Here is a 17,470-nt window from a genome sequence, read left to right on the forward strand (position 1 = left end):
TTCATTTTGCCCTGCTTTTCATCATTTCTCTTTTCCGGACATTTGAGGCTCTATTGTCTTTCCTATCTAACACCGCTTATTGATAATTAGTTTCAACTAACCGTCGGTTTTTAAGATAGACTGCTACCGTAATCTTCCATAGCAGTCTTATCTTATGCTTCACCCCAGCTTGATGATGGCTCCCCATCCGCCGTAGTGATACTTCTCCAGCATATGCAGATATTTTCTGGCAGTATCCCTGTCCATGCGGTGTCTGACGACTTCGAACATGCTGTCAAACATGGCTCTCGCCATGATATGTAGGAACTCCTCAGTGATCATGCTGCCTTCCTGTAGGAATTTCGTAGCTTCCATATACTTGTAGGTATACTCCGTCTCAATGTCCACCAGATGCTCCACGAAATCCTGATACTTGGTACCGTAAGAGGCATCCAGCAGTAACCGGAAATCATCGAACCGGTCATAGACATAGTCAAGCATTTCATCCATACCGCCTACCACATAATCCTCCATTACCTTCGGCTGTTCCTCTGCCTCTCTGGCATGAAACGCCTCCTGGGTCTTAAGGAATATCTGCGTCAGCCCTTCCGCAGCCGGTTCCACAATCGCACAAAACAATCCTTCCTTGTCCCCAAACCGGGAATAGATGGATCCGGTAGTAGTGTCTGCCTTGGCTGCGATCGTACGAAGCGACGCTTCGGAATAGCCCTTCTCCAGGAATTCTTCTCTGGCACAGACGAGAATTCTCTCTGAAACTCCTTCGATTGGTTTTGTCACTTTTTCCTCCAAAAAAAATATTCATAACAGCGTTATATAACACTGTTATGAATATAAACACATTTCATTTTTTTGTCAAGAGGGATCATAGTTTTTTCTCTGCTAAAGCTGTCAGCTCCTGTAATGTACATTCAGCCAGTTTTGCCTTTACACCGGCGATATTTCCACTGCTCATAGACAGCTTTCTCGCTCCCAGTCCCACCAGCAATTGGGCGGTCTCCGGATTTCCTGCCATTTCTCCGCAGACAGATATCTCCTTTTCCCGTTTGGAAAACTCCCGAAATACAAACCCAAGTAGCCGAAGCATTGCCGTAGAATCGCTTTTGTAATAAGCGGCCACCTCCGGATTCATCCGATCCGCAGCCGACAAATACTGCGTCAGGTCATTGGATCCTATGCTTGCAAAATCCACCTCTTCCGCCGCCAGATCTGCAATCAAGGCAATCGCGGGAATCTCTATCATAATACCGATTCGGATCTGTTCATCAAACTGCTGCTTTCTCTCTTTCAGCTGCTCTTTTGCCAGATTCAGGTACTCTTTTGCCTTGCGAATATCTTCCAGACTCCCGACCATCGGAAACATGATTTGCAGAGGTCCGTAAGCAGAAGCACGCAGTGCCGCACGCAGTTGCGTTAAAAATAACTCTTTTTCCGCAAAACAAAGCCTGATTGCTCTTTTCCCCAAAAAAGGATTGTCCTCTTTTGGCAATTCCATGTAGGGCAATGTCTTATCTCCGCCGATATCCAGTGTCCGCAAAGTAATCGGATGTCCTTTTGCCTTTTGCACAACCTGCCTATAGGCTTCAAATTGTGTTTCTTCCCCCGGAAGTTCCTTCCCTTCCATATAAAGAAATTCTGTACGGAACAAGCCGATGAAATCGTACCGGTCTGTCGGAACATCAAATTCCTGCGAGCCGATATTGATTCCTATCTTTATTTCTGTTCCGTCCTTCATAATTGCAGGTTTGTTTAAAAAATTTTTTTCTGCTTCTTTTTTGCGGAAAAAAGATGTCTGTTTTTCCCTGATATCGCGAATACATTCTTCTCCCGGTGTGACAAATATTTCTCCGGTCAAACCATCCATGGCAAGCATAGTATCTGTAGGAATTTTTTCCGTAACATTCGGAACTCCCAGAATTGCAGGAATTCCGTAACTTCTTGCCAGGATTGCGGAATGTGAATTCACTCCGCCAACCTCCGTCAGGATTCCTTTGATATGTTTTCTGTCCATGGTGGCCGTATCACTGGGTAATAGGTCATGGGCTACCAGAATTACATCTTCCGAAAACGAAGACAGCTTAGACGTTTCCTGCCCCGACAGAATCCGGAGCAGCCGGTCTCTGACATCTCTAAGATCCGCCGCGCGCTCGGCAATCAACGGATCCTCCACACCTGCCAGCAATTCTGCAAATTCCGTATACACCTTACTGACCGCGCTGTCCGGATTCATGCTTTCCGCACAGATTGCCTCCCGGATCTCATCAAGGATTTCTTCATCCTGGAGTAATTCCCGATGTGCACTGAAGATTTTTGCCTTATCCGGATCCTCTTTACACATACCGTTGTACAATGTCACCAGTTCACCGTCTGCCTTTTCACAGGTTTCCCTGAATTCCCGATATTTTTCCTCTTCCTGACCCTTTGGGAAAAATCCCGGAGCCTTTGTCAATGTACCGGGAATGTAAATATAAGATTTCGCATAAGCAATTCCCTCAGATACCGGATTTCCCTGTAATCTTTCTTCCATACACATTTACCGCCTTTATTCTCCAAATCCGCTTTCCACCAAGGCGGCAAGAGACGCTGCCGCCTGCTCTTCATCTGCGCCTTCCGCAGCAATCTCTATTTTGGTTCCCTGTCCGATTCCTTCCGCCAGAATCCGTACAACGGATTTTGCATTCACCGGTACGCCGTTTTCTCTGCAAATCGTAATTTTGCTTTCATATTTTTTGGCTTCCAGTACAAAATCAGAAGCCGGTCTGGCATGCAGTCCTGTCTTATTCACAATCTCAACCTGTTTTTTTGTCATAATTTATCCTCTTTTTTATTCGTGGAAAGTACGCTGGCTCCATTCGTCCTGATGCACTCCCGATACCAGGCAAAGGAATCTTTTTTCTTTCGTTCCAAGGTTCCTTTTCCTTCATCGTCTTTGTCCACATAGATAAAGCCATAGCGTTTTTTCATTTCACCGGTGCTTGCACTGATCAAATCGATACATCCCCACGGAGTGTATCCCAGCAACTCCACACCATCATTTACTGCTTCCCACATCTGTCTGATATGTTCGCTTAAATAAGCAATCCGGTAATCATCATAAATCTGTCCGTCTTCTGTCACACGATCCACCGCTCCCAGTCCGTTCTCTACGACCATCAGCGGAATCTGATATCTGCCGTACAGTTCATTCAGGAGGTAACGTAATCCCTTAGGATCAATGATCCATCCCCATTCGCTTGCTTCCAGATAGGGATTGGGCACACCAAGCATCATATTCCCTGCTGTCTGTATCACTTTCGGGTCTGCCGTGGCACAACGGGAACTGTAATAGCTGAAGCTTAAGAAATCCACTTTTCCATTCTTCAATATTTCATCATCCCCGGTCTCTTTTCGGATCTGTACCCCATTTTCCCTAAAAAAGCGTTCCGCAAAATAAGGATATGCTCCTCTTACGCACACATCTCCGCACAACCAGTTGCTGCGTTCCATCTGGGCCTGTGCTTCCAATACATCTTCCGGACTACAGGTATATGGATACACACCGGCTGCAGACAGCATACATCCCACTTTATTTTCGGGATTGATCTCGTGTGCTATTTTTACTGCCTGTGCACCGGCCAGAAACTGATGATGCAATGCAGTGAATCTGCGACTCTTTTCTGCCGCGGTCTCGGGGGATCCCAGTCGTTTTGTCCCGAATAGGTCTTCTCCGTCCTCGGGTAAAATGCCTCCCGCAAGGAGCGTTCCGAAACGGCTGACCAGGGTATTCATTTCATTAAATGTCAGCCAGTAATGAACCAGATCCTGATATTCTCTGAATACCGTCTCACAATACCGCAGGAAAAATGCAATCGTCTGCCGGTTGGTCCAGCCGCCGTAATGTTCACACAGGTAATAAGGCATTTCATAATGAGACAAGGTAACCAACGGTTCTATTCCGTATTTTTTACAGGTTTCAAATACTTTCCTGTAATACGCAATCCCGGCACGATTGGGCGATATCTCATCACCTTTGGGAAAAATACGGGTCCATGCAATCGAAATCCGGAATACTTTAAATCCCATTTCCGCAAATAGTGCAATGTCCTCCTCATATCTGTGATAGAAATCTATAGCTTCGTGACTTGGATAGTTCTCCTCAGGGCGGATCTGTTCCGTGAATCGCCGCGGGGACGTTTTTGTCCCCGCAGTAATGTGATCCGCTACAGAATCTCCTTTCCCGTCCGCCTGCCAGGCACCTTCTGCCTGATTGGCTGCCACGGCACCGCCCCATAGAAATCCCGGTGGAAATATTTTCTGCTTTTCTTCCATTATTTTTCTTCCTTTGCCTGTGCTTCTTTTGCTACCAGTTCCTTTTCATATACTTTGAAGAACGGCCAATAGCATGCAAACGCTACCGCAAATGCAATCACCGGAATAAAGATATTGGTCCAGGACAAAGTCGTCAGATACTGTGCAAATCCAACCGGAAGGTTCGCCGTAATGGAAATGTAAGCCGGTTTGAAAAATCCTATCATATATCCAAAATAACAGATGATCATGGTAATTACAGGGTTCAGGATAAAGGGAATGCACATGATCGGATTATACATAATAGGATAACCGAAGATCACAGGCTCGTTAATATTAAACAGACCGGGCACGATTGCTGCCTTGCTGACTGCTTTCAGCTGTTCGGATTTCGAGAATAATCCCATCACGCAGAGCGCCAGTGTATTGCCGGTTCCGCCACAGCAATTGATAATACCGAATAACGCGATTGGCATAAATACAAGCGCCTGACCGGCCTCATGATTGGCATAGTTGGTTGCATAATACTGCATTAACGGTGCTGCGATTGCCGCATATACCGCCACTGTTCCATGTACACCCATTGTCCATAACAGACTGGCAATGATTACGATAATAATAATTCCGGGAACACTTGTCAGTGCTGCCAGCGGCATTCCCAGCAGACCGGTAATAAGTACCGGAAGCGCTGTCTGTGTCAATGCCACACAGCCATAACCCAATACCGTCCAGATAATCGCATTTACTACCAGAGGGATCAGAGAACGGAAGGTATCCTGCAGAAATTCCGGAACCGCATCCGGCATCTTGATAACCAGATGATGCTTTTCAAAAAAATGTGTCAATTGTACGCTGGTCAGCGCTACAATAATGGCTACAAACATACCCTTCGCATCAAGCGCCATGGTATCCATTCCGGTAAAAGTTCCGCCCGCTTCCCCGGCCAGATCTACTGTTTTGATCGGCGCGGCTGCAATCAAAAAGATCAGAATCGAATTCAGTCCTGCCATCAGCGCCTGCATTTTTAAAGACTTTGCATAAGAATAGGCAATGGTAAAAGCTACATACAGCGAAATAAATCCCATAGACACCTTATACGGCACCATAAGTGCACTATAGATTCCGGAACTCTGATCGATAATACCGATCGTCTGTAATATGACTGCCAGTAATTGGAATACCGCTCCCAACAATATTACACCCATTACCATCATCATACCGGAGGAAATCGCCTGTATTCCCTTATTTCCCACTACTTTTTCCCCTGCTTTTTTCACCCATTGCATGGGCTTGCTTTCATAAAAATTTGCCATACCTTTACTCCTTCCCTGTTGAAATACCTTCTTTTTACGTTTTGCAGACTTATTGATACAAGTCTTCCACCTGCTTCATAATATTGGCCACATTACCGATTGCATAATCATATGCCGGAATCACCGCAATAGGTTTTTGCGTATTTTGCTCGATCTCACCCTTTTTATAAGATACCTGCGGTCCCAACAGAATGACATCATAATTTTTGTACACATCTTCATATGCTGACATTCCCACTGCTTCGATCTTCAGAGAAATTCCCTGTTCCTCTGCATATTTTTCCATCTTACGCATCAGAATTCCGGTAGACATCCCACCTGCGCAGATCAATAATACTTTTCGTTCCATACGATTCCTCCTTGCTTTTCCCTACTTTTGATATAAAACGATCATTTCCCGGATCAAATCCAGTGCCAGTGCACTTCCCATCAGATGATCCTGCGCATGACACAATAAAATACTTACCTGCGTCACTTCTCCGGACGCATCCATTTTCAACAGTTCTCTGTGAGATTCATGTGCTGTTTGAAGACTCTCTTCTGCCTCCTTCAGAAGTTTCTCTGCGTCTTCGAAATTTCCTTTTTTCGCCTCCTGCAGTGCAGCGAAGGCATCTGATCTTGCCTGTCCGGAATTGGCTATGATCATCATCGCGATTTCTTCCAGCTTTTCCTGCATATTTTCTTCCATTTTGTAACCTCCTATTCTTAGAGCTGATATATGATCGTCAGAATATTTGCTATCTCATCATCATTGATAATGACATGAAATGTCTTTTCCAACGGTTTTACTATTTTAAGCAGTTTTTTAAATTCCTTGTCATATTGAAGCAATATTGCTGCTTTTCTGGGATTTGTGGCAACTTCCTGTTTTGCAAGCAGCCTGTCAATACAACAGGAAATATGAATCAACAAGCCGGCTTCCGCATCCAAAGATAACTCCCTAAGCGCCGCATTGATTTCTTTCATAATATCCGGCAGTATTTTTCTCAGCTTTTCAATATCGGTGTGTGTCAGCTGTTCTCCCAGATATGCAAACATTGCATCATAATCTATCTTTGCTTTTGCCTCTTTTTCCAGTCGGAGCAATCTTGGAAGACTCTCTTTTCTGGCTCCGAATACTTCACTGATCGGCAGGAAGGGAATTGCAAACATTCCCGGATCATAGGTTCCCACAATGCACTGAACCACTCCCGTGGTCATCAGGTGTTTCAGGTTATCACGCAACAGTTCTTTGTCTGTAACCGACATCGGGATCACCTCTGTATCTTCCAACTGTCCATATTTTTCGATGTAACGTTTCAGTTCCTCTGCCCCGCCTTTCCCGGTGGTACAGAGCGTTACAATGTATTTTCTGTAACAGTCCAGACCATCTATACTCTCCACTGTGCTTTGCAATATCTTGTCGGGATCATTTTCTGTAAGGGTCCGCCTTGCAAGCTCAATTCCAAGTGTAGTTACCGGAACTCTGACCTGCCGGATTGGAATTTCCAGTTCATTTTCTATCTCCAGAAGCATTTCTCCCAAAAAACTACTATCATAGATGACCAGAATTCCCTTGCCCTGCTGCACTTTTTTCAGGAAATTTCTCAGTGTCCCATATACCTCTGCGGAGGCTCTCTCACTGGTAATTTCATAAGAAAAAATATTATCCAGCTTTGTCATGTTACTGACCGTCTGTGCTATGGAGGAAGCTATTCCCACACCGTAGAATGCAAATATCAATACCGGTCTTGCATTTTCCGTCTTTTCCTCATTTTGATAGCACAAAAACATTGTGAGAAGTAAGATTTCTTCCATGGACAATTCCACTGCGTATTCTGCTTTGATCTGTTCTGCAAGTTCTTCGCTTAGCAGATATTCTGCTCTGTGATATACCAGTATTTCTGCAATACTTTCTTTGTCCGGAGCACTTTTTTCTCTTTTTCCCGTAATCACTGCATTGAGATGAAGGCACAGCCCATATAGTACAGACGGAGAGAAATTACGTTTCAGCTGTTCCTTTGCCTTTTGCAAAAATGCTTCCACAATATTGATCAGCTTTTCTTCCACCAGGATTTCCAACTGTTTTTTATCCGTCACATCCTGTATCAGGGCTTTCCGATATTTATCAAAAGTCCTTTCTACCTCCATGCTCAGCAAAAGGTTGATCTCTTCCTCCTCTATTCCTGTCTCCTTTAATGCTGCTGCCTTCCGGCTGATTCTGTCATATAGTGTTCCGTCTTCCGGCCTGCTGACCCGGATTTCTTTTCCGCTGAACGTGAATCTCTGTTCAAAATCGATCAACTCCTCTGCTTCTCTCCGGTACTTTAACATGCCTTTGCGCACATTATTGGAAAAATCGCTGATAAATAATGAAATATCTCCTGTTTTCCCATATTCTCTCACATAGGCATTGGCGCAGCCGATCTTGATATCTCCTTTGAGCTGATAATAATTTGCTTCACACTCATAGAAAAGCAGGCATGTCATCAAATCTCCTCTGACGATCAGCGGTCTCTGTATCCGCACAGCCTCTTTGGAAAAAAGGTGTTTTATCATTTCCATCCGTTCCCTCAGCGGCCGCTCCGACAATGTCGGTAACTGTAACTGTACTGAAAATTCTGCCAGGAACTCATCCGACAGCTGTTCTTTGTCTGTACAGCTTACCGCCACCGCATATTTTCTGGATGGTGACTGCAGATACTCCAGCACCCTTTTTCTGGCTCTCGGGCTTAAAAACTGAATATTATCGAAAAATACAAAGCCCTGCTCCGACTGTTTCCAGCTGTCATCCGACTCAGCACTGACTTCTCCGCCTGCTGCATAATCGTGGCAATCGATGTGAAGAAACGGAGCATTTTCCGGCAGAATCTTCTGTTCCACCGCAAAACGGTACATTCTTTGTGCCAAGCGGCTCTTACCGGTTCCACGGGCTCCCACCAATAACGTATTGAGACTTCGCTGTGGATAGAGTACTGCTGCCTTTGCCAGCTGAATGGTCTGCCTCAGACTTCCGTCCGCTCCGATCAAATCAGAAAAGCATTCTTCCAATGTGCTTTCTTCTCTTCCAACCTTATAGAGAACCGGTCTGCCGTTACATTTTTGTATCCTGCCTTCCTGTACCAGAAGATTCAGTATGCTGCTTACATTCGTTCGCTGTAGTTCCATGGCATCCGCTATGTATGCGGTGGATATTCCTCTGTCTGCCTTTTCATCTGCATGAAGTCTGATAAAGTCATATACCTTTTCTTTGTTTGATTTCATAGGGTGCATCTCCTTTTCAACGTTTGCATCTATGTGTATATCCAAAGAAAATTATACACTCTATACAATATGCAATCTATCATTTTCCGAATATTTCGTCAAAAGAAGTTGTGTATCTGTTTTTGTCATAAAAAATATATTTATTCATTGATTTTGATGATTTTTATTATGATTTTTGGGTACTTTTTTACAGAACCATAAAAAGAATCCGGATGAAGGATCATTCGGATTCTTTTTAGTGTATATGATTTTATTTTGTTTTTCAGAAGTGTATAAGTTTTTTGTTATGGTGTCGTGAATTCTACCGGCTGCGCATCTTTTCTGTATTCCTCCCATGCCTGCAGATACTCCTCCTCGGTACTCTCCACACGCTGTCCCCGGCTGTCCAGACGATAATAGGTTGCATTGCCGTTCTCGTCAAAGCTTTCTGTATTGGAAGTAGTCAGTACCAGCTGTCCGGTCGCAGTATCAAGATTGTACACTTCGATGCTGTGCCCGGAGGTCACGTAGAACCCAGACATTCCGACGCAGATCGGATATGCGGTTCCCTCACTTAGGAGCTTGCCGATCTGCACCGGTGCTGCATCCTCTCCGATACCGTAGACATCACAGTACATGGCATAGGTATGCTCTCCGTCCTGATAAATTCCGTCCGATAATAACAACAGAGTCGTATCACCGACTTTTACCTGCGCATACGCTGCATCTTCCTTTCCTGTTACAAAACCGGCGGTTGCACCGTCCTGCATATTCATCCATGTAGTAGTATTACCATTCTGCATTGGGATCCAGCCGGCAGGATTCTCCGATGCCTGTTTCTCCTGCTCTGCAGCGCTTGCTTCCTTCACCGCCTCTGCCTGTTCTCTCTGTTTATCCAGCGCCTCCTGCAATGCGGCGTCCGTCTCCTGTTGCGCATTGACTTCGTCTGCGCTTGCGACATTCCCGGCATCCACACCGTTTTCGCTCTTTCCGGCCTCATTCGTCAGCAGGATTGTGGTTGTCGTCCCCTGCTTTGGATTCGTCAGAAAACATACCGCTACGATCACACAGACCGCCACAGCGGCAAGCACCACCCAAAAGGTCGGCTTCTTATAATTCAATATCTCTTTCACTCTCTTTTTCACCCCTACTTCCCCAAAGGCCAACGGGCATACCGTCACCAGCCGCCTTTGCATACTGCAGGAAAGCAGTGCATAGGAATAGTCTTTTCGCTCCTGAGCATTCAGCTTCTTCACCGCACTCTCATCGCATGCCAGTTCCAGATCGTTGCAGAACAGGATATACGCTGCCCAGACAAAAGGATTGAACCAATGAATCGCTAAGATCAGAAATCCAAGCGGCTTCCACCACTGGTCGCCCCGTTTCAGATGCGCCTGCTCATGAGCGATGACGTAAGGGTACTGCGCTTCGTCCATACTCGAGGACAGATAGATCTTCGGCTTATGCAATCCCAGGATAAAGGGGGATTTTACCTCATCACAGATCCACAGGTTCTCCCTCAGCCACATAGCTTCCGCTATCTGCCTCCGCACCCTGACGTAACTGTATACCGCATAACCTGTAAAAAGGATCACACCTGTCAGCCAGAGAATCGAAAATGTAGATAATAGCCGTTCCGGTATCCTCCACACTCCTGTCCCAAATGCTCTGATGCCGCTTCCGGTAATTCCGAACACTCCGCCCATGCCGGATCTGGCTGCGCCCATGCTACCGTCTAAAGCTACCTGGGAAATATTGTTGGAAAAATTAGTTCCGGTTTGCAGCGTATCAGCCCGGAACGCATTTCCTGCCGGATTGCCTATCATATTTCCGTACAAATAGCCCGACAATATCGGCAGCTTCGGCATCAGACTGAACCGGCTCTCCGGCACAAAAGGGCACACCAGCCGCAGTCCCACAAGTCCCCACAGCACAAGATTTACCCATTTCGGCGCCCGTTTCAGCAAAAGTCTGAGCACCATTACGACTAAGATCATCCATGCCGCTGCAATACTCATCTGTAATACACCTGAAAATATGCGGCTCATCCTTTTCCCCCTTCTGCCTCATCGATCATCTTACGGATCTTCGCAGCTTCTTCTGCGGTCAGCGCACGATCTTTCGTAAATGCGGCAAGGAACGCAGGCAATGACCCCTCAAAGGTGTCTTCCACAAACTGTCTGCTCTGCATCGCATAGAACTCATCCCTGGAGATCAGGGAAGTCACCGTTCCGTTGTCATTGCGAAACAGCCCCTTATCGCACAGTCTGCGCAGCACATTATGCGCCGTGGTGCGCTTCCAGTGAAATGCTTCCTCCGTCAGCTTCACCAGCTCCGAAGAAGACACCGGTTCATGCTCCCAGATTATATCCGCATACCGCGCCTCGACCACACCTAACTGAATCTCTGCCATGTTGTTTCCTCCTATTACTGTTTTCCTGATTACATAGATTTCTTTTGATCTTCTTATTTTACTTTTGCAAAAGTAGAGAGACCACATGTTGTGGTCTAACTACAGACTACAACATGTGGTCTCTATTGTCAAGTATCTTTTCTATTGCAAATGATATGTCTGTGGCCATCCTGCCCGTTTTCCGCACTCGATCTCCCGGCCGATCCTTTCAAAGATATATTGGTTTTTGTGCTCCAGATCGATCATCTGCAGCATTTCCTCATCCGTCAGCTCACGCTCCGGCTCATAGAACCTCGCATCACTGATGCAATAGGCAAGCTCCTGTCCATCATATCTTCCGGATCAGTTATGACCTTAATTGTTGACTCTGTATAGGCATTTTCCACTTCATACTTTTCCGTCCATTGCTCATAGCGGCTCTGTTCCTCTGCTGTCAGGTTACGACTGTCTGTTCCCCATACATCTACTGGTGCAGAAGCCAGTAAGGCATATAATTCATCAATCTCCGCATCCGTCATCTGTTCATATCTGTCAAAATAGGAAACCTCGGAATACTTCTGCTGCCATAGTTTTTCCCGAAGGCTGTAGTCCAGTTTATGCAGATACTCTATAATCTCCAGCCACTCTTCCTCTGTGAGCACAGTATCCGGCAGATAGATCAGACAACCGTATTCTTCTCCGGGAGTACTTCGGACTGCCACACCAGTGCCGGAATAGTTCTCGTCTTCGGCTAGTTCCCGGATCTGTCCCGCCGGATATTTGCCGTCCGCTTCGTATTCTCTTGTCAGCTGCTCATAAATGGTCCGTTCTCTCGCTGTCAACTCTCTACTGAATTCTGCTGTGACATTGCCCTGCTCCGCTACCATCTCCAAATGCCCCAACTCCTCGGTACCAATGTCTGTCATGCGTTCCGCCATGTACCTACGGTAACCAACGATTCCGACGGCAGCGGCCGAGACAGCTGTGGCGGAAAGTATTACTACCGCCAACAGGATGCCTGCTGCCCGGGGAAAGCTTCTGACTCTCCTGCCCGCAGGACTCTCCTGCGCTGCATGTTGTCTGATCTGTGCATAGGCTGCATCTGCCCGCTCCAACACGATCTGTGGAAGTTCTATTTCTATTTCCTGTATTCGTCTCATTTTCTTCCGCCTCCTTCCTCTGTCTCCGCATAATACTTTGCCAACTGCTCCCGTCCTCTGGCAAGCCTTGTGCGTACCGTACTGTCCGGCAGCTGCAACAGCTTTCCAATCTCTGCTGTCCGCAGTCCGTCCGCATAGAACAGCACCACGATCAGACGATATTTTTCATCCAGTCCCCGCAGGGCTTCCTTCCATTCCAGATTGGCCTCCGCCTCTACTGTACTCCCCGTTTCCTGCTCCGGCAATTCCTCCACGCAGACCATCCGCCTCCCCAGGCGCAGGATATCCTTGCATTTATTGATCAGAATACGGATCATCCAGGTCTTGAAATACCGATTTTTCTGCAACGTGTCTATTTTCTCCCAACAGGTGAGAATCGTCTCCTGCATGGCGTCCGCAATATCCGCATCCTGCGACAGGATTGCACTGGCCGTACGGTACATATCCCGTTCATGAAGCTGCATCAGCTCCGTGAAAGCATCCGGATTCCGCTTCTTCGACCTGCGCACCAGTTGTTCTACCTCTCCCATATGCCTCGTCCTTTCTTCCTCATAAGTATACGTCTTATGACTATTAGACGGAAGAGCACATGGAAATGTCCCGATTTTTTGCGAAAAAATAAACCTACCTTGTCACTTGACCAGTACAGGTAGGTTTATTATATAAAATTTTCCAACCACTTACGGTCTCTGTCCCATAGCACCTTCCAGTGTCAGGGTCTCACCGCTCATATACTTGAAGTCAGGAGAAGCCAGCTGTACGCAGACGCGGCCGATCTCCTTTTCCACATCACCGTAATGTCCCATGGGAGGCATCTTGACATTTGCCTTGAAAGCATCGGGATATGCCTGCTCGAATTTCTCCAGCTGCGCGGTCCATGCCAGAGGACATACCACATTGACATTGATGCCATCGGGACCCCACTCGGTAGCTGCGACTCTGGTCAGTCCGCGGATACCTTCCTTGGCTGCCGCATAAGCGCACTGTCCGAAATTACCGAAGAGACCTGCACCGGAGGCGAAGTTAATAACGGACCCCTTGGTCTCCTTCAGATAAGGATAGCAGGCCTTCATATAGTAGAATGCTGCATACAGACCGGAATATACCGACAGGTCAAACTGCTCGGTGGTATGATCTGCGATGGTTACACCGGAAGCGGAAGCCTGCGCATTGTTGATCAGTACATCGATCCTTCCGAAAGTATCAATTGCCTGCTTCACCACATTCTGTACGATCGCTTCATTGTCTGAGCCGGCACTGACATCTGCCTGTACGGGAAGTACCTTGATACCGTACTTTTTCTCAAGCTCTTCCTTCGCATCCGTCAGCTTCTGTACATTACGTCCGGTCAGCACCAGATTGGCACCCTCTTTTGCATAAGCGGTGGCGATTCCATAACCGATGGATCCGCACTCTCCGTTACTCAATACCGCTCTTCCTCCGCCTGTGATGATTGCTGTCTTTCCTGTTAAAAATCCCATAAATAACCTCCCTTTCCAATCTGACGATCTGCTATTCTAAAATATACCATGCCTTCCGGAACATATGTCATTGATTTCTATTTATGATACAAGTCCATGTAAGCACTTACATTTATTATAGCACACTTGTCAGACTTTTCCACAACTTTTTTCACATATTCAGTATTTATTCCCACTACTTGAGAAAAATACTCACCAATATCCCCACGATTCCGCCAATAATCAGCGCAGCCGGCACACCGTAAGCATCTTTTTTTGCCAGCCGATCCCACTCAATCCGCGAAGGTGTCATCTTCGTATGGCACATGCTCTGATAGCAGAGATAAATATGTCTCCAACGACACAGATACCCCACCAGATTATAGATGCCATCCAATAATATTCCCACTGCCAGTACAAACAACATTGTAATTCTCCCCCGGTAGAAATCTGCCAGCGCTCCGGCTATCAGAATCAATACCGGATAGCCATAACGATCCAAATATGCCAGAAGGTACATTACTGTCGTAGAATAACTGCGCTCCGGCTTTTTCTCAACGATCACTTCCGTACACCCCCAGCCGCTCTGCCTCTTGTAAGAATCTGACTTCAATCTCTCCGGGCGTATGCTCCGCCAGATCCGGCACGGAAAAAAGCGGCGGCACTGCTCTGTTCTCTTCGCCATGAAGCAATGTCTTCAGTTCCAGTTCCAGGATCTCATCATCAATCTGCTTCCAACGACAGCTCTCTTCTTCCGTCAGGTCATCCAGTCCGAAATGCGTGAGGATCGTTCCCATAATCTTACTTTCAATTTCCAGATAATTGGACAGGTATATCTTCACCGGGCGAATAATATCAGAAATATATCCCTCACTGGCATCATGAAGCAGACAGGCGAGCTGCTGCCTCTCCGACCACCCTCTGGCTTTCGCTTCCGTAGCACAGTTGAGCGAATGCTGTCCCACCGAATAAAAATAGGTCAGCTGTCCACCGCCCCGGCACAGTAAGCTCAGCGCATGGGCGATATCTTCGATATAGACATCTCCCGGTGTCATCTGCATGGGATCGAATTTTCTGCCGGAATAGGTCGTCATGGTGTTCATAGCTTTTGCTCCTTATTTCTCCGCACGGATCAGATTCTTGTAAAAACGGACTGCTCCGGGCAGACAGTTATACTCAATATTTTCGTTCAATCCATGCATTCCCTTCATCTGCTCCGGTCCATAGATCACCGGTGCAAAACGGATACAGCTCTTACAGATAGGCTGATAGAACTGTGCATCTGTCGCGCCTGTCATAACATAAGGGCTGGAAGGCAGTCCCGGGAAAGTATCTGCGATGGTCTGCTCCACCAGATGGAATGCTTCTCCATGAATATCCACAGGGGGCGTATAATCATTGGCATGCAGCACTTCGGTCTCCAGACCGTATTTGTCTGCCACTTTTTTGATGATCTCCAGGCTCTCTTTCTCTCCCTGATGGGGAATAAAACGCATGTTGGCACCCACATAAGCCTCCTGGGGCAGCACATTATAGGCATCGGATCCCTTCTGTACCGTAAACGCTATCGTGGTCTTTAACATCGCTCCTGCCTGTGCACTGAGCGATGGCATCACCGCTTTTAATAAGGGGCCAAACAGCCACAGATTTCCAAATACCAGTTTCATTCCAAACCCGGCATAAGGCGCCAGTGCTGTGAACATGGCGGATACCTCCGGCAGCATCTTTTTCCGGAACGGTGAATGCGTCTCCACTTCATTGACGAATGCCGACAATCTGGCGATAGGGGTTCCCTTTACCGGTGTGCTGGCATGGCCGCCGTTGCTCCTCGCGGTAAATTTCACATCCGCCTTGCCTTTTTCAAATACTCCCACCATGGCAAAATTACCGTGGATTCCACCGATGGGCTCCGTGATGATACCACCGCCCTCATCACATACCAGGAACAGTTCAATCCCCCTGCGCTGCAGCTCCGCTACGATCTTCGGTGCACCGTCCCCACCCCACTCTTCCGTACAGGAACTTGCCAGATAGACATCAGTGGGTGGTATGAAGCCCTCTGCCAACAATTCTTCCACTGCCTGGAAAAATGCCATCACAGAGCATTTGGTATCGGACGCACCTCGCCCCCATACCTTTCCTTCCGCAATATCTCCGGAAAAAGGTGCATGGATCCACTCACCCTCCGCCGGCACTACGTCCTGATGGCTCATGAGCAGGATCGGCTTCTCAGAGCTTTTTCCCTTCCAGTAAAATAACAGATTCCCATCGATTTCTGTCTTCTCCAGCTTCTCATGTACCAGAGGGAACAGTTCCTCCAGCACCTTATGGAAGCCTAAGAATTTCTCCACCTCTGCCACGTTGGTATAGGAGGTGGTGTCATATTGGATCATTTTCGACAGTTTCTGTGCCAGTGCCAGGGATTCCTCCTCCGGTTCCTCTGCTACGTAGGAAGAAGTCTTCCCAGGCATCAGTAAGGTACGGATCACCGCGATCAGTAACAACAATATAATTGCGATGATCACTGCCAGTAAAATGAAACCTATATATTTCATATTTCCTCTTTTCCGGGCGCTTCCTTCTATTACTCACATAACCTGACAGGTTTGGCCCTTTTTCCATTCATCTGTTTTCTGTTCGTATAGCCTTCTGACTATTCATCCCCGGTATTTGCCCTGTCGGGATCAGCTTTTGTCTGTTCCGGGCTCTGCATATTCTTTTTCCGGAACATCAGATATGCCACACCGATGGCAATGGCACCGGACGGAACGATCATAAAGCTGGTGGAGCCGATCAGTGACGGCACCAGGATGAACAACAGGCTCATGAGGATCAGCGGCAATGCAGCGATCTTCATATTTTTCCGGTAATATTTGTACGCCATGGCACCGAACAACGCCGGAACCACATTTTCAAAGGCTGGCTGCAACACCTCACTCTGCAAAACGGGCTGCAGGGGCACCATCAGCAATACTCCCAGTGCCAGTACCAGGATCGTCACCAGAGAAGAGGTAGCAATAGAGATTGTGGAAATGATCTCATTCTCCGGGGTTCCTGTCTTGGCTCCCACCATATCTCTGGCATTGACGGCACAGGGAATCTTCATATTGATCAGATTACCGGTGATAAATGCCAGGTATCCGCCGCCGGCTCCCAGCATCGGTGTGTAGATCAAAAACTCCGCGATGCTGCTGACCAGCCATACGATTCCCACAGAGAGAAACCCCTTTCCGACAGCCCCCAGATCCGGATACGCACCTAAAAGCTTACCGATGAGAAACGGTGCTCCCACTAGCATCACCAGCGTAATGATGCTCACAGTCCGCCCGATGACATGTGTTTTCTTTGTATAAATATCCCAGGCAGACTTGTCACCCTGTGTTTGCTGTGTATTTGCATCGACACCGACTGTGTCGGGGGTATTTACACCTGTATTATCTAGTTCGATATTATTTAATTCTAAATTATTTTCCATAATTTTTATTCCTTTCATCTTGGAATATATTGCTCTTCCTAATGATTCAGCTTTCAGCTTCGGACGCTCAATCCTGAATATCTGTTTCAGATTTCAGCTTTTCTGTTTTCCACACAATATCTTTATTTCAACTATTTCATTTGCTTTCCGACATTTCATAGATA

The 17,470-nt window shown here is 46.9% G+C and carries 17 protein-coding genes; all 17 read right to left on the bottom strand.

Annotated elements, in window-relative coordinates; genetic code table 11:
• Window positions 1-159 precede the first annotated feature (159 nt).
• The 17 genes from OCV96_RS15645 to OCV96_RS15725 all read right to left on the bottom strand — a co-directional run bounded on the left by OCV96_RS15645 (window position 160) and on the right by OCV96_RS15725 (window position 17,306).
• Window positions 160-777, bottom strand: coding sequence for a TetR/AcrR family transcriptional regulator (locus tag OCV96_RS15645; RefSeq protein ID WP_176862629.1), 618 nt, complete (start codon window positions 775-777; stop codon window positions 160-162).
• A gap of 85 nt (window positions 778-862) precedes the next feature.
• Window positions 863-2,524 carry a phosphoenolpyruvate--protein phosphotransferase gene (gene ptsP / locus OCV96_RS15650; protein WP_262594884.1) on the bottom strand — a complete coding sequence of 554 codons (1,662 nt, stop codon included), beginning with the start codon at window positions 2,522-2,524 and terminating at the stop codon, window positions 863-865.
• Window positions 2,525-2,539: 15 nt separating this feature from the next.
• Entirely contained in the window at window positions 2,540-2,806 is a 267-nt protein-coding gene (locus OCV96_RS15655) for an HPr family phosphocarrier protein (RefSeq protein ID WP_118503419.1), read from the bottom strand.
• Complete coding sequence (gene ascB, locus OCV96_RS15660; RefSeq protein WP_262594885.1) at window positions 2,803-4,305, bottom strand: 6-phospho-beta-glucosidase; 1,503 nt, start codon at window positions 4,303-4,305, stop codon at window positions 2,803-2,805. The genes OCV96_RS15655 and ascB overlap by 4 nt, the downstream gene beginning before the upstream one ends.
• Entirely contained in the window at window positions 4,305-5,597 is a 1,293-nt protein-coding gene (locus OCV96_RS15665) for a PTS sugar transporter subunit IIC (protein ID WP_118537802.1), read from the bottom strand. The genes ascB and OCV96_RS15665 overlap by 1 nt, the downstream gene beginning before the upstream one ends.
• A gap of 49 nt (window positions 5,598-5,646) precedes the next feature.
• Window positions 5,647-5,946 carry a PTS sugar transporter subunit IIB gene (locus OCV96_RS15670; protein WP_118537803.1) on the bottom strand — a complete coding sequence of 100 codons (300 nt, stop codon included), beginning with the start codon at window positions 5,944-5,946 and terminating at the stop codon, window positions 5,647-5,649.
• Between the two features lie 21 nt (window positions 5,947-5,967).
• The gene (locus tag OCV96_RS15675) at window positions 5,968-6,285 is read right to left on the bottom strand and encodes a PTS lactose/cellobiose transporter subunit IIA (protein WP_118503411.1); all 318 of its coding nucleotides are present in this window, start codon (window positions 6,283-6,285) and stop codon (window positions 5,968-5,970) included.
• A gap of 17 nt (window positions 6,286-6,302) precedes the next feature.
• A complete protein-coding gene (locus tag OCV96_RS15680) occupies window positions 6,303-8,840 on the bottom strand; it encodes a PRD domain-containing protein (protein ID WP_172594791.1) in 2,538 nt (845 codons plus the stop codon).
• 284 nt (window positions 8,841-9,124) lie between these two features.
• Window positions 9,125-10,867 carry a M56 family metallopeptidase gene (locus OCV96_RS15685; protein ID WP_262594886.1) on the bottom strand — a complete coding sequence of 581 codons (1,743 nt, stop codon included), beginning with the start codon at window positions 10,865-10,867 and terminating at the stop codon, window positions 9,125-9,127.
• Window positions 10,864-11,232, bottom strand: a complete 369-nt coding sequence (locus OCV96_RS15690) for a BlaI/MecI/CopY family transcriptional regulator (RefSeq protein ID WP_118537805.1) — start codon at window positions 11,230-11,232, stop codon at window positions 10,864-10,866. Before OCV96_RS15690 ends, OCV96_RS15685 begins: the two co-directional genes overlap by 4 nt.
• 266 nt (window positions 11,233-11,498) lie before the next feature.
• Window positions 11,499-12,371, bottom strand: a complete 873-nt coding sequence (locus OCV96_RS15695; RefSeq protein WP_262594888.1) for a ferritin family protein — start codon at window positions 12,369-12,371, stop codon at window positions 11,499-11,501.
• Complete coding sequence (locus OCV96_RS15700) at window positions 12,368-12,901, bottom strand: RNA polymerase sigma factor (RefSeq protein ID WP_118537807.1); 534 nt, start codon at window positions 12,899-12,901, stop codon at window positions 12,368-12,370. The genes OCV96_RS15695 and OCV96_RS15700 overlap by 4 nt, the downstream gene beginning before the upstream one ends.
• Window positions 12,902-13,051: 150 nt before the next feature.
• Window positions 13,052-13,852: an SDR family NAD(P)-dependent oxidoreductase gene (locus tag OCV96_RS15705; RefSeq protein WP_262594889.1), complete on the bottom strand. Its 801-nt coding sequence runs from the start codon at window positions 13,850-13,852 to the stop codon at window positions 13,052-13,054.
• Between the two features lie 175 nt (window positions 13,853-14,027).
• Complete coding sequence (locus OCV96_RS15710) at window positions 14,028-14,396, bottom strand: hypothetical protein (RefSeq protein ID WP_262594890.1); 369 nt, start codon at window positions 14,394-14,396, stop codon at window positions 14,028-14,030.
• A complete protein-coding gene (locus OCV96_RS15715) occupies window positions 14,386-14,934 on the bottom strand; it encodes a phosphohydrolase (protein WP_262594892.1) in 549 nt (182 codons plus the stop codon). Before OCV96_RS15715 ends, OCV96_RS15710 begins: the two co-directional genes overlap by 11 nt.
• Window positions 14,935-14,946: 12 nt before the next feature.
• Complete coding sequence (locus tag OCV96_RS15720) at window positions 14,947-16,386, bottom strand: M20/M25/M40 family metallo-hydrolase (protein WP_262594893.1); 1,440 nt, start codon at window positions 16,384-16,386, stop codon at window positions 14,947-14,949.
• 98 nt (window positions 16,387-16,484) lie between these two features.
• On the bottom strand, window positions 16,485-17,306 hold the full coding sequence (locus OCV96_RS15725; protein ID WP_262594894.1) for a hypothetical protein: 822 nt from the start codon (window positions 17,304-17,306) through the stop codon (window positions 16,485-16,487).
• Window positions 17,307-17,470: the final 164 nt, after the last annotated feature.

It is taken from the genome of Waltera acetigignens (assembly GCF_025567015.1).
In the GTDB taxonomy this organism is placed as follows: domain Bacteria; phylum Bacillota; class Clostridia; order Lachnospirales; family Lachnospiraceae; genus Acetatifactor; species Acetatifactor acetigignens.

What these genes read in the sequence shown, in the direction of transcription:
- ptsP (WP_262594884.1), bottom strand. Translation starts at nt 2,524, where the DNA reads ATGGAAGAAAGATTACAGGGAAATCCGGTATCTGAGGGAATTGCTTAT.
- OCV96_RS15655 (WP_118503419.1), bottom strand. Translation starts at nt 2,806, where the DNA reads ATGACAAAAAAACAGGTTGAGATTGTGAATAAGACAGGACTGCATGCC.
- ascB (WP_262594885.1), bottom strand. Translation starts at nt 4,305, where the DNA reads ATGGAAGAAAAGCAGAAAATATTTCCACCGGGATTTCTATGGGGCGGT.
- OCV96_RS15665 (WP_118537802.1), bottom strand. Translation starts at nt 5,597, where the DNA reads ATGGCAAATTTTTATGAAAGCAAGCCCATGCAATGGGTGAAAAAAGCA.
- OCV96_RS15670 (WP_118537803.1), bottom strand. Translation starts at nt 5,946, where the DNA reads ATGGAACGAAAAGTATTATTGATCTGCGCAGGTGGGATGTCTACCGGA.
- OCV96_RS15675 (WP_118503411.1), bottom strand. Translation starts at nt 6,285, where the DNA reads ATGGAAGAAAATATGCAGGAAAAGCTGGAAGAAATCGCGATGATGATC.
- OCV96_RS15680 (WP_172594791.1), bottom strand. Translation starts at nt 8,840, where the DNA reads ATGAAATCAAACAAAGAAAAGGTATATGACTTTATCAGACTTCATGCA.
- OCV96_RS15685 (WP_262594886.1), bottom strand. Translation starts at nt 10,867, where the DNA reads ATGAGCCGCATATTTTCAGGTGTATTACAGATGAGTATTGCAGCGGCA.
- OCV96_RS15690 (WP_118537805.1), bottom strand. Translation starts at nt 11,232, where the DNA reads ATGGCAGAGATTCAGTTAGGTGTGGTCGAGGCGCGGTATGCGGATATA.
- OCV96_RS15695 (WP_262594888.1), bottom strand. Translation starts at nt 12,371, where the DNA reads ATGAGACGAATACAGGAAATAGAAATAGAACTTCCACAGATCGTGTTG.
- OCV96_RS15700 (WP_118537807.1), bottom strand. Translation starts at nt 12,901, where the DNA reads ATGGGAGAGGTAGAACAACTGGTGCGCAGGTCGAAGAAGCGGAATCCG.
- OCV96_RS15705 (WP_262594889.1), bottom strand. Translation starts at nt 13,852, where the DNA reads ATGGGATTTTTAACAGGAAAGACAGCAATCATCACAGGCGGAGGAAGA.
- OCV96_RS15715 (WP_262594892.1), bottom strand. Translation starts at nt 14,934, where the DNA reads ATGAACACCATGACGACCTATTCCGGCAGAAAATTCGATCCCATGCAG.
- OCV96_RS15720 (WP_262594893.1), bottom strand. Translation starts at nt 16,386, where the DNA reads ATGAAATATATAGGTTTCATTTTACTGGCAGTGATCATCGCAATTATA.
- OCV96_RS15725 (WP_262594894.1), bottom strand. Translation starts at nt 17,306, where the DNA reads ATGGAAAATAATTTAGAATTAAATAATATCGAACTAGATAATACAGGT.